Genomic DNA, 11,117 nt, shown 5'->3' on the forward strand with positions numbered 1-11,117 from the left:
TATAAGGTTCATTATGAAAAAACAAACTATGCCGACAGGATTTAGTGGCTTCGCTTGGGGACTTGCGGCATTTTGTTTACCCATTTTACTGTGGCCTATGGCCTCTCTGCTTTCTACTGCTTTTGTGAAAAACCCTACACTGAGCGACTTTCAGATCGATCTTTTCTCGATTATCTTTTGGGTTTATCCCTTTGTTTTAGTCTTAATTGCGCGTTTACTTTATAAATTGCATCAGCATAAACCAAAACTAGCCGTAAAATTATTACTGTTAAGTGCGGTCGTTTTTTATGTCGTTTTAATCTCAGTTTGCTACATTGGGTTTAATGCTTAAAAATATAACAAACAACAAAAAAGGGAGCTTTCGCTCCCTTTTACATTATGTCCCTAATAATCAAAAATATAAAAAATTCCTACCTAGCAATCAATTATGCAAAGTATTTTTCTAAATCGTCGCTACCACCGATGTGTTTACCACCAATAAATACTTGTGGCACAGTTGAACGACCAGAAACTGCACGTACACTCACGATTGTTGCATCGTGACCTAATACGATTTCTTCAAAGCTTAAACCTTTATCGCGTAAAAGTTGTTTTGCTTTCGCACAATATGGGCAACCAGGTTTAGTGAAGATTGAGATTGATTCTTGCACTTGGTAATTTGGTGCAATGTATTTCAACATGGTATCTGCATCCGATACTTTAAATGGATCGCCTGGTTCATTTGGTTCAATAAACATTTTTTCAACTACGCCATTTTTCACAAGCATAGAATAACGCCAAGAACGTTTACCAAAACCTAAATCATCTTTTCCAACTAACATGCCCATACCTTCAGTGAAAGTACCGTTACCATCTGGAATGAATTTCACGTTATGTGCTTCTTCAGCTTCTTTCCACGCATTCATAACAAACGTATCATTTACTGATACAACTAAAATATCATCTACACCATGTTGTTTGAAAACGGGTGCGAGTTCGTTATAACGTGGTAAGTGAGAAGATGAACAAGTTGGCGTGAAAGCACCTGGTAATGAGAATACAACAACTGTTTTGTTATCAAATAATTCAGATGTAGTCACATCAACCCATTGATCACCTTGACGAGTACGAAATGTAACTTGTGGGACTTTTTTTCCTTCCATATTAGACATAATGTGTCTCCTCTGTTAGTTAAATGAATTTGCCTTAAAAACTTGATAGGCATTATAGAAAGTTTTGTGATATAGTTACAATCAATTAATTCTATCCTTTTAATTGACATATTCTATAAAGTGAGAACCCTATGAATATTCGTGATTTAGAATACTTAGTTGCCCTTTCTGAATTCAAACATTTCCGTCGTGCTGCGGATTCTTGCAATGTTAGCCAACCAACTTTAAGTGGTCAAATCCGCAAACTCGAAGATGAGTTAGGCATTATTTTACTTGAACGTACTAGCCGTAAAGTGCTCTTCACACAATCGGGTATGTTACTTGTTGAGCAAGCTCGCACTGTATTACGTGAAGTAAAATTACTTAAAGAAATGGCAAGCAATCAAGGTAAAGAAATGACCGGTCCATTACACATTGGACTCATCCCTACTGTTGGCCCTTATCTACTTCCTTACATTGTACCAACATTAAAAGAAACTTTCCCAGATTTAGAAGTTTTTCTTTACGAAGCTCAAACGCATCAACTATTAGAGCAATTAGAAACAGGTCGCTTAGATTGCGCAATTGTGGCTCGTGTACCCGAAACGGAAGCCTTTATCGAAGTACCCATTTTTGATGAAAAAATGTTACTCGCTGTTTCAGAAGAACATCCATGGGCTTCAGAAAGCAAAATTGCCATGAACACCCTAAAAGGTCAAGAAATGCTCATGTTAGATGATGGGCACTGCTTACGTAATCAAGCGTTAGATTATTGTTTTACGGCAGGAGCGAAAGAGGACTCTCACTTCCAAGCGACGAGCCTAGAAACCTTACGCAATATGGTGGCAGCTAATGCAGGTATTACCTTTATGCCAGAACTTGCTGTATTAAATGAAGGTACACGTAAAGGCGTAAAATATATTCCTTGCCATTCACCAGAACCCGCTCGTACTATTGAGCTTGTTTATCGCCCAGGATCGCCATTACGTAATCGTTATGAACGCGTTGCAAATGCGATCAGTGAACAAGTTAAATCAATTTTAGCGAATAAAAAATAATTCATCATAGACTGAGGAAAACCAAATGGCAGGCGTTCGAGCAATTCAAAAAGAAAAAACCCGTCGAGCCTTGATTGACGCCGCGTTCAATCAGTTGAGTGCAGAAAAAAGCTTTTCTAATTTAAGTTTACGTGAAGTTGCGCGTGAAGCAGGCATTGCACCAACTTCTTTCTATCGCCACTTTAGCGATATGGATGAGCTCGGATTAGAAATGGTGGATGAAGCCGGCTTAACGCTTCGCCAATTAATGCGCCAAGCGCGTAAACGCATTGATGCCGGCGGCAGTGTCATCCGTGTTTCTGTTGAAACCTTTTTTGAGTTTATCACTCACAGCACCAACGTGTTCCGTTTGCTTTTACGTGAAAGTTCGGGAACCTCTCAAGCATTCCGTACCGCAGCCGCTCGTGAAATCAAACACTTTGTCGATGAATTAGCTGAGTACATTGCGAAGAAAAATCACTACTCTCAATATGTCTCTTATGTACAAGCAGAAGGCATGGTAACCATCGTATTCACGGCAGGTTCTAATGCCTTAGATATGACCAAAGCTGAACAAGATTTGTTAAAAGAACGCGTTATCTTACAGCTTCGCATGCTTGCTAAAGGTGGGGATTTTGCGGCGCATAAAGAAAAAATGATGCGAAAATAGACCGCACTTTTCGACTAAAACAAAACACCCGCATCTCTGCGGGTGTTGCTTTATCTAAAAAAGGGAATTATTTACCATCCCAAGCTTTAATCGCATCTAAACGCGCTTTCACTTTGCTACTTGAATCACCTTTGAAGTAATCTTTCGCTAAACCACCTTCAAAACCGCCGTAGTTCGGGTTAGGTAAAACGATGAATGTTTTACCAAATTTCGCTTTGTTTTGTGCCACGAAATCACGACGTTCTGCATTTTGTTTACCGTAGATTGCATCACCGAAGTCATCGAGGTTATCACCCACATAAACGACGATTTCATAACCTTGTTTTTCAATTTCTTCAAAACGTGCTGCTTTTGGTGATTTATCTTTTTTCAAGTAAAACGCTGAATCTTCAACACCATTAAAACCTAAACGTTTCATATCATCAATCGTACCTGCTTTTTCATTGCTTTCTTTACGATTAGAAACGTAGAACATTTTACCGCCGTGGGTATTTACATAGTTATTGAATTCTACTGCACCTGGTACCACACCTGATTGACGAGCTTCTACCCAACGAGTCCAGTCTTTGCCATCAAATGGTTTATTGTTTTGAACTTGCCAACCTGCATAAGGGCTGTTATCTAACATGGTTTCATCTAAATCCACCACAACGGCTTTTTTCTTACCTTTTTTCACTTTAGCGTGATCAAATGCCACTTTTGCCGCATTGTATGCTTGGTAAGAAAGGGCTTGGTATTCACCTGATTGTTGAATCCAGTTAAGACCTAATACCGCTTGTTGTTGAAGCTGAGCATCCGCTTCTGCACTTTTATTTTGAGTCGCGCAACCGGTTAAAATAAATGCTGACATCGCTGCAATAGCGGTAAGTTTTAATGTTGTTTTCATTGATTGTTCCTTCTGTTAAAAAGTCATAATGACAGACAAAAGTATAACAAGCCTATTTGGGCAGTGACTATGGGTTTATCAAACTTTATAACTAATTTGTGAGATAGATCACATTTTTCATTTTGAAGCTATCTAACAAACCCAATGAGATCATTTCAAAATCATCTTATTTTTTAACCGCACTTTTTCATCGCATTTCGCTGTATTTCACGGTAAACTATCCCTAGTTTTCAGAAATAATAGGTAATTTATGCGTCTTTTCATTGGAATTTTAGTGGGTATTCTCGTGCTATTTCAGTACGATCTTTGGTTTGGTAAAAACGGCTATTTTGACTACAAAGATGTCGAAGCTCAAATCAAAGAGAATAAAGCTGAAAATGAAAAGCTCTCACAAAGAAATCAAATGATTTCTGCCGAAATTCAAGGATTAACAAAAGGCTTTGAATCTATTGAAGAGCGTGCACGCATGAGTCATGATATGGTCAAACCAAACGAAGTGTTCTATCACATCGTCAAAGAGCATAAATAATGAGCCGCGAAATTATTGCCGTCATTCCTGCTGCGGGTGTTGGAAGCCGTATGCAAGCAAACAAACCGAAGCAATATCTGAAAATCCTAGACAAGACGATTCTGGAACATACGCTCTCAGTCATTCTATCCCACCCTGCAATCAATCACGTTATCCTTGCGGTGGGGAAAAATGATCCCTATCTTTCTGAAATTACCTTATTCCCTCATCAAAACATCACCCTCGTTGAAGGGGGGGAAACACGAGCTGAGTCAGTTCTAAATGGACTCAAAGCAATCAAAAATGACCAAGCTTGGGTATTGGTGCATGATGCGGCTAGACCTTGTTTAACACATCAAGATTTAGATAAATTGCTCCAAATCGATGATGAACAAGGTGCTATTTTAGCTATTCCAGCGGTCGATACGATTAAACGCGCAAATGAACAACAAGATATTATTAAAACGGAAGATCGCGCTGAACTCTGGCTTGCACAAACGCCTCAATTTTTCCGTTACGATCTATTAAGAAATGCACTTGAACAGGGGCTTTCTCAAGGCGCTAATATTACAGATGAGGCCTCTGCGATGGAACTCGCCGGATTTCAACCGCACTTAGTCGTAGGACGAAGTGATAATATTAAAGTCACGCGTCCAGAAGATTTAGCTTTAGCCGAATTTTATTTAACAAGGAAAACGCTATGATACGAATCGGACATGGGTTTGATGTTCATGCCTTTGGTGAAGACCGCCCTTTAATTATTGGTGGCGTTGAAGTGCCTTACCACACTGGGTTTATTGCCCATTCTGATGGTGATGTCGCCTTACATGCCTTAACAGATGCTTTATTAGGTGCAGTAGCATTAGGTGATATTGGTAAACTCTTCCCTGATACCGATATGCAATATAAGAATGCAGATAGCCGTGTTTTATTACGAGAAGCATTCCGCCAAGTACAAGCAAAAGGCTATAAGGTCGGTAATGTGGATGTGACCATTATTGCACAAGCCCCTAAAATGCGTCCGCATATCGATGCAATGCGAGCGAAAATTGCGGAAGATTTACATTGTGATATTGAGCAAGTCAATGTGAAGGCAACTACAACAGAAAAACTTGGCTTTACAGGTCGAAGTGAAGGCATTGCTTGCGAGGCTGTTGCATTATTATTAAAAGCTTAAATTTTAGGTAAAAGAAAAGGTTGGTAAAATACCAACCTTTTTTATTTAGATTAAATTCTTATTATTTTTTTAATAAATCGCGAATTTCAGTAAGTAATTCTTCTTGTGAAGGACCTTTTACTTCTTCTACTGGTTTTTTCACTTTGTTGATACCTTTGATCATCATGAAGATTGCAAATGCAATGATGATGAAATCAAAGACGTTTTGAATAAATACACCGTAGTTTAATGTTACTGCTGGGGTTTCACCTACCGCTTCTGCTAACGTGATTTTTAAATCTTTGAAATCTACGCCACCAGTTAAAATACCTAATACAGGCATTACTACGTCACCGACAAGTGAACTTACGATTTTACCAAAAGCACCACCGATGATCACACCGACTGCCATATCTACTACGTTGCCGCGCATTGCGAATTCGCGGAATTCTTTAAGAAAGCTCATAAAATTTCCTTTTGTGTTGGTTTAAAAAATTAAAAGAGTGCGTATTATAGGTTTTCAGATTAAAAAGTAAACTGTTATTTAAATAAAAAATGCACTTGGTTGGAATAATTTTTCAATTTCTGACACGGATTTCTTGTCATTAATATAAACAATCACATTATCCCCTTCTTCAATAGCAACCTGACGACGAGCAATGATTACTTCATTTTTACGTAAAATTGCAGCAATCATTGCCCCTACTGGCAGCTTAATATCGCCAATTTGTCTTCCAACCACATTGGATGTTGTCGCATCGCCATGTACAACAAGTTCAATGGCTTCCGCGGTACCATGACGCAAAGAGGCCACATTTTTGATATCCCCTTTACGCACATGTCCTAATAAAGCTGAGATTGTTGCTTGTTGTGGTGAAACCGCAATATCAATGGTTCCACCTTGAATCAAATTGATATATGCCATGCGTTGAATAAGCACCATGGCTTTTTTAGCCCCTAGGCGTTTTGCCAGTAACGCCGACATAATATTGGCTTCATCATCCGCACTTAGAGATAAAAAGACATCAACGCTCTCAATATGCTCTTCAAAAAGTAAATTTTGGTCAGAAGCATCACCATGGAAAACCAGGGTTTTAGAGAGTCTTTCAGCTAAAACTTTCGCTTTTTCTCCATCGCGCTCAATAAGTTTCACTTGATACTTATCTTCTAACTGTTTTGCCACACCTGAGGCAATATTCCCGCTGCCAACGATCATGATACGTTTGTAGGTTTTCTCAAGGCGTTGCAACTCACTCATCACCGCTTTAATGTGTTCCGTCGCACAAATAAAGGTAATTTCATCGCCCGCCTCAATAATGGTCGAACCTTGCGGACGAATTAATCTATCATTACGTAAAATCGAAATGATACGGCAATCAATGTGTGGCATATGCTCTTTAAAAGCAGATAGTGCATAGCCCACTAAGGGACCACCGTAATAGGCTTTTACAACCACAATGCTAATTCGATTATTGGCAAAATGTGCCACTTGCAACGCGCCTGGATAAGCAATTAAACGTGTAATCTCATCCGTAACTAAATTTTCGGGCGAAATCAGATGATCGATTGGTACGTTTTCATCATTAAATAATTTATCTTTCTCACGCAAATATTCCGCATTACGAATACGTGCAATACGTGTTGGGGTATTAAAAAGAGTATATCCCAACTGGCAAGCAATCATATTGATTTCATCTGATGCTGTTACTGCAACCATCAAGTCTGCATCGGCTGCGCCCGCATCACGCAAAATTTTAGGAGAAGAAGGAGAACCTTTAACCACGCGTAAATCATGCTTATCTTGCAAATTCTGCAAATGTTGAGATTCATTATCTACCAGTGTGATGTCGTTATCTTCACTCACTAAATTTGCCGCAAGTGTTGTACCTACTTGCCCGGCACCTAAGATGATTATTTTCATTCTGTTCTCTCCACAACCAAAGGTCGGATACCAATTTCAGCTGAATTTAGACCACACTTTAATGCCTCAATACGGCGACAAATAATCGATGTGACTTGTTCTGCTTCTGCCATTTTTTCGGCTGTAATCGCTGGATCTTGTTTACCCAATAACAGGCCATCGAGTAAACGTTCCGCATGCATGCCTTCACGACAAAAATGCAACACGCCTACATCTTCAAATAATGTCGCCACTTTTGCCGTTTTAGTGGTTGCAATGCCTAAGGCTCCATCTTCACCGCCGAGCTCTCGGAATAATTGATGTGTTGGAAATCCGCCACACGCTAAGAAAAAAGCTTTATTGAAAACGATATTTCCTCCGCAGGTCATGCGCATATATTGCCATGCCTGATCAAAATTAGGATGTTCTGCATAACGTTGGGCTAAATTTATCGGTTTCAATGCTAATCTCACCACCGAAGTATCTGGCTGAAAATGAAAGGTTGCCGCCGCTACTTCTAATGCTCCAGGTTCGTATGCATCATCCGCATCTAAAAATGCGACAAAATCAACCGCACTTTTAGCCGAGAGCATCGCCCCCCAATTTCGAGCCACTGCAACACCGCTATTTTTCGATATTTGCTCGACAGAAATTCTGTCTGGATATTGCGCTGCAAGCTGTAAGGCTAATGCAAATGTATTATCTGTCGACGCATCATCAATCAGCCAAAGACAGCCAAGATTACCTTGCAGCAACACAGATTCCACTGCACGAACAAGCGTTTGTTCCGCGTTATAGCAAGGAATCACGACATCAATTAAAGGCAAATTCATTTAAGCTGACCGTTTTCTCAATTTTGCATAATAGAAACCATCCCCACCATTCTCTTGTGGTAAGAATTGGATTCCAATCGTATTTTCCGTTTGTTCAAACGGCAATGGCATTAATTCTGCATCGGGTGTTTCAGCTAAAAAATGCTGGATTTGCTGACTATTCTCATCGGGAAGCACCGAGCAAGTCGCATAAAGCAAAATGCCATTAGGTTTCAATTTTGCCCAAAGCGCTTTTAGAATTTGTCCTTGCAAGGCAACCAATTGAGCAATATCCGTTTCTTGACGTAACCATTTAATATCTGGATGACGACGAATCACGCCCGTTGCTGAGCAAGGTGCATCTAATAAAATACGATCAAAAGATGCGCCACTTAAGCCTATTTCTGCAAGCCACTTTTCAGGCCCAGTCGCATCGCCACAAACCACTGTCGCTTGTTGATTTAAACGAGCAAGATTTTCTTCAACACGTTTTAAGCGATGACTCTCAACATCAAGTGCAATCACCTTCGCTTGCGGTGCCATTTCTAAAATATGTGTAGTTTTCCCACCTGGGGCCGCACAAGCATCTAAAATTAATTCATCATTTTGTGGCTCAAGTAATAAAGCTGACCATTGAGCATTAAGATCCTGAACTGTCACTGCACCTTGTTCAAAATTTGGTAATTTCGAGACAGAAAGGGGTTGTACTAAGCGCAAAGCATGTGGATTATCACATTCAAATGCAGCTATCTCTTGCTCTTCCAATAAAGTGCGGTAATTTTTCGTGTCATTTTGCTGTTGATTGACCCGTAACCACATTGGTGGCTTTTGGTTATTCGCTTCAATAATTTCACGCCAATTCGGATAAGCTTTTTTGATTTTATTCACAAACCATTCAAGATGAAGCGTTTGCCAATGCTTATCTACTACGGCAAGAATATCCTCTTGCTCCCGTAAGAATCGACGCAGCACACCATTAACTAAACCACGGAAACTATCTGATTTTAATGATTTTGTAGCATTTACTACTTCATCCACTGCAGCATGAGCGGGCACGCGCATATAAAGTAATTGGTACAACCCTACTAATAACAAGCAATGCACTATGCGGGTTTTCCCCTTCAATGGCTTATCTAATAGTTTTTTTATAATATTTTCCAAACGAGGCAATACTCGACAAATACCAAAGGTGATTTCCTGTAATAAAGGTAAATCCTGTGGTTTTACCTGTGATTGCACTTCTGGAAGTAACGTTGATAAGGACTTGCCTTGATCTAAAACCTGTAAAATCACTTGAGCAGCAATAGCGCGTACCGAAAGTGCGGTCGATTTTTCCGTTTTTTTTCGTTGAAATACCATTAGTTTAGAACCTTACCAAGCTGGAACCAATCTGCTCGACCATTGAGGAAGTCTTGCACAGACATAGGTTTCTTGCCTGCGGGCTGAAGTTGCAATAAATTTAAAACGCCTTCTTTCGTGGCAATTTGGATACCTTTTTTATCGACACTTAAAATCGTCCCAGCTGGTTTATCTACATGTGGCAACACGGCTGCAGCATAAACTTTTAAGGTTTGTTCATTACCCTGCTCATCAGTTAATTGTAGGAAACTAATCGGCCAAGGATTAAATGCTCGAATATTACGTTCAAGCTGGGCTGCCGATAGCGACCAATCTAATTTAGCCTCTTCTTTGGAAAGTTTCTCTGCATAGTTACTTTGGCTATCATCTTGTTTTTCTGCAATAAATTTCCCTTCTTCCAAATGATCCAAAACATCAATCAATGCAGCTGGCGCAATTTCAGCTAATTTATGGTAAAGCGAGGTTGAGGTTTCTTGTGCATCAATATCGCAATACACTTTGTGTAACATATCGCCAGTATCCAAACCCACATCCATTTGCATAATCGTCACACCGGTTTGTTGATCCCCTGCCCAAATAGACCGCTGAATAGGTGCGGCTCCACGCCAACGAGGTAAGAGAGAACCATGCACATTTAAACAACCTAAACGAGGCATATCCAACACTGCTTGAGGTAAAATCAAACCATAAGCTACAACAACCATTACATCAGCATTTAACGCTTTAAGCTCTGCTTGTGCTTCTTCTTTACGCAAGGATTTTGGTTGATAAACAGGAATTTGATGCTGTTCAGCTAATTGCTTTACAGGACTCGCCTGTAATTTTTTACCGCGACCAGCCGGTTTATCTGGCTGCGTATAAACAGCAATAATATTGTGATGTGAATTCAAGAGTGCAGCAAGATGCTGTGCTGCGAAGTCCGGCGTACCGGCAAAGATGATATTCAATGGTTTCATAATGTTCTACGTTATGGCGTTGATAGGAAAAGTGCGGTCATTTTATACCGCACTTTTGATTATTGTTTTGCAATCTGTTTTTTATATTTCACTAATTTTTCTTTGATACGTTGACGTTTCAACGGTGAAAGATAATCCACAAATAAAATACCGTTCAAATGATCGATCTCATGCTGAATACAAATTGCCAATAAACCATCTGCATCAAGCGTAAATTCTTTTCCATTACGGTCGAAGGCTTTTACCGTGACTTTTTCTTTACGGGGCACTAAGGCTCGGAATCCAGGAATAGATAAACAACCTTCTTCAATGCCTGTTTCACCTTCAGAAGCCAAAATTTCTGGATTGATCAACACTAATTGATTTTGTTTGTTACCTTCAATATCAATCGTAATAATACGTTGCAAGATATCTACCTGTGGAGCGGCAAGACCAATGCCTTCTTCTTGGTACATCGTATCAAACATATCATCTACAATTTTACGAATGTCATCATTGACTTCTGCAACTGGCTCACAAACAATCTTTAGGTGATCATCTGGATAAATTAATACATTAAGTGCGGTCATATTTTCTCTTGTTTTATAAAAATTACAGCGGTGATTGTATCATAGAATCAACGCTTTGCTAAAATATTGAAAATTCCATAAACAAAAACCCCAAGCTCTTCAGCTCGGGGTTCACATTCACTACCTGGCGGTGT

14 protein-coding genes are annotated in these 11,117 nt (G+C 39.6%); 6 read left to right on the plus strand and 8 right to left on the minus strand.

The genetic code is table 11. The features are described from left to right. The first annotated feature begins 13 nt into the window (after positions 1-13). The gene (locus ADA56_RS06920) at positions 14-331 is read left to right on the plus strand and encodes a DUF5389 domain-containing protein (RefSeq protein WP_049369920.1); all 318 of its coding nucleotides are present in this window, start codon (positions 14-16) and stop codon (positions 329-331) included. 94 nt (positions 332-425) lie between these two features. Here ADA56_RS06920 and pgdx read toward each other — a convergent pair whose 3' ends face one another. Continuing rightward, positions 426-1,151: a hybrid peroxiredoxin PGdx gene (gene pgdx / locus ADA56_RS06925; protein ID WP_049364685.1), complete on the minus strand. Its 726-nt coding sequence runs from the start codon at positions 1,149-1,151 to the stop codon at positions 426-428. A 131-nt stretch (positions 1,152-1,282) separates the two neighbouring features. Between pgdx and oxyR the strand changes: the two genes are divergently transcribed. Both oxyR and fabR read left to right on the plus strand, forming a co-directional pair. Next, the gene (oxyR, locus tag ADA56_RS06930) at positions 1,283-2,188 is read left to right on the plus strand and encodes a DNA-binding transcriptional regulator OxyR (protein WP_049369921.1); all 906 of its coding nucleotides are present in this window, start codon (positions 1,283-1,285) and stop codon (positions 2,186-2,188) included. Positions 2,189-2,213: 25 nt separating this feature from the next. Next, entirely contained in the window at positions 2,214-2,837 is a 624-nt protein-coding gene (gene fabR / locus ADA56_RS06935; RefSeq protein WP_014064558.1) for an HTH-type transcriptional repressor FabR, read from the plus strand. Between the two features lie 67 nt (positions 2,838-2,904). Here the strand turns inward: fabR and ADA56_RS06940 are convergent, their stop codons facing one another. Then, positions 2,905-3,723 carry a 5'-nucleotidase, lipoprotein e(P4) family gene (locus ADA56_RS06940; RefSeq protein ID WP_049368061.1) on the minus strand — a complete coding sequence of 273 codons (819 nt, stop codon included), beginning with the start codon at positions 3,721-3,723 and terminating at the stop codon, positions 2,905-2,907. Between the two features lie 250 nt (positions 3,724-3,973). On the opposite strand from ADA56_RS06940, the gene ftsB reads away from it, so the two are divergent. The 3 genes from ftsB to ispF are packed head-to-tail and all read left to right on the plus strand — an operon-like array spanning position 3,974 to position 5,408. After that, the gene (gene ftsB / locus ADA56_RS06945) at positions 3,974-4,252 is read left to right on the plus strand and encodes a cell division protein FtsB (protein ID WP_014064556.1); all 279 of its coding nucleotides are present in this window, start codon (positions 3,974-3,976) and stop codon (positions 4,250-4,252) included. Beyond that, a complete protein-coding gene (gene ispD, locus ADA56_RS06950; protein ID WP_049369922.1) occupies positions 4,252-4,935 on the plus strand; it encodes a 2-C-methyl-D-erythritol 4-phosphate cytidylyltransferase in 684 nt (227 codons plus the stop codon). The genes ftsB and ispD overlap by 1 nt, the downstream gene beginning before the upstream one ends. Then, a complete protein-coding gene (gene ispF, locus ADA56_RS06955; RefSeq protein ID WP_049369923.1) occupies positions 4,932-5,408 on the plus strand; it encodes a 2-C-methyl-D-erythritol 2,4-cyclodiphosphate synthase in 477 nt (158 codons plus the stop codon). Before ispD ends, ispF begins: the two co-directional genes overlap by 4 nt. A 61-nt stretch (positions 5,409-5,469) precedes the next feature. Here ispF and mscL read toward each other — a convergent pair whose 3' ends face one another. The 6 genes from mscL to def all read right to left on the minus strand — a co-directional run bounded on the left by mscL (position 5,470) and on the right by def (position 10,983). Continuing rightward, positions 5,470-5,853, minus strand: coding sequence for a large-conductance mechanosensitive channel protein MscL (gene mscL, locus ADA56_RS06960; protein ID WP_014064553.1), 384 nt, complete (start codon positions 5,851-5,853; stop codon positions 5,470-5,472). 78 nt (positions 5,854-5,931) lie between these two features. Beyond that, complete coding sequence (gene trkA, locus ADA56_RS06965; RefSeq protein ID WP_049369924.1) at positions 5,932-7,308, minus strand: Trk system potassium transporter TrkA; 1,377 nt, start codon at positions 7,306-7,308, stop codon at positions 5,932-5,934. Next, positions 7,305-8,120, minus strand: coding sequence for a glycosyltransferase family 2 protein (locus ADA56_RS06970; RefSeq protein ID WP_049369925.1), 816 nt, complete (start codon positions 8,118-8,120; stop codon positions 7,305-7,307). Before ADA56_RS06970 ends, trkA begins: the two co-directional genes overlap by 4 nt. Next, a complete protein-coding gene (rsmB, locus tag ADA56_RS06975) occupies positions 8,121-9,458 on the minus strand; it encodes a 16S rRNA (cytosine(967)-C(5))-methyltransferase RsmB (RefSeq protein WP_049369926.1) in 1,338 nt (445 codons plus the stop codon). Continuing rightward, positions 9,458-10,414, minus strand: coding sequence for a methionyl-tRNA formyltransferase (fmt, locus tag ADA56_RS06980; protein WP_049369927.1), 957 nt, complete (start codon positions 10,412-10,414; stop codon positions 9,458-9,460). The genes rsmB and fmt overlap by 1 nt, the downstream gene beginning before the upstream one ends. Positions 10,415-10,473: 59 nt before the next feature. After that, positions 10,474-10,983, minus strand: coding sequence for a peptide deformylase (gene def, locus ADA56_RS06985; RefSeq protein ID WP_049369928.1), 510 nt, complete (start codon positions 10,981-10,983; stop codon positions 10,474-10,476). Between the last annotated feature and the right edge of the window lie 134 nt (positions 10,984-11,117).

The organism is Parahaemophilus parainfluenzae (genome assembly GCF_001055095.1).
Taxonomy (GTDB): Bacteria; Pseudomonadota; Gammaproteobacteria; order Enterobacterales; family Pasteurellaceae; genus Haemophilus_D; species Haemophilus_D parainfluenzae_Z.

Bases quoted from the DNA above. Each gene is read 5' to 3' on its own strand.
- ADA56_RS06920 (WP_049369920.1), top strand. From the start codon at position 14: ATGAAAAAACAAACTATGCCGACAGGATTTAGTGGCTTCGCTTGGGGA.
- pgdx (WP_049364685.1), bottom strand. From the start codon at position 1,151: ATGTCTAATATGGAAGGAAAAAAAGTCCCACAAGTTACATTTCGTACT.
- oxyR (WP_049369921.1), top strand. From the start codon at position 1,283: ATGAATATTCGTGATTTAGAATACTTAGTTGCCCTTTCTGAATTCAAA.
- fabR (WP_014064558.1), top strand. From the start codon at position 2,214: ATGGCAGGCGTTCGAGCAATTCAAAAAGAAAAAACCCGTCGAGCCTTG.
- ADA56_RS06940 (WP_049368061.1), bottom strand. From the start codon at position 3,723: ATGAAAACAACATTAAAACTTACCGCTATTGCAGCGATGTCAGCATTT.
- ftsB (WP_014064556.1), top strand. From the start codon at position 3,974: ATGCGTCTTTTCATTGGAATTTTAGTGGGTATTCTCGTGCTATTTCAG.
- ispD (WP_049369922.1), top strand. From the start codon at position 4,252: ATGAGCCGCGAAATTATTGCCGTCATTCCTGCTGCGGGTGTTGGAAGC.
- ispF (WP_049369923.1), top strand. From the start codon at position 4,932: ATGATACGAATCGGACATGGGTTTGATGTTCATGCCTTTGGTGAAGAC.
- mscL (WP_014064553.1), bottom strand. From the start codon at position 5,853: ATGAGCTTTCTTAAAGAATTCCGCGAATTCGCAATGCGCGGCAACGTA.
- trkA (WP_049369924.1), bottom strand. From the start codon at position 7,308: ATGAAAATAATCATCTTAGGTGCCGGGCAAGTAGGTACAACACTTGCG.
- ADA56_RS06970 (WP_049369925.1), bottom strand. From the start codon at position 8,120: ATGAATTTGCCTTTAATTGATGTCGTGATTCCTTGCTATAACGCGGAA.
- rsmB (WP_049369926.1), bottom strand. From the start codon at position 9,458: ATGGTATTTCAACGAAAAAAAACGGAAAAATCGACCGCACTTTCGGTA.
- fmt (WP_049369927.1), bottom strand. From the start codon at position 10,414: ATGAAACCATTGAATATCATCTTTGCCGGTACGCCGGACTTCGCAGCA.
- def (WP_049369928.1), bottom strand. From the start codon at position 10,983: ATGACCGCACTTAATGTATTAATTTATCCAGATGATCACCTAAAGATT.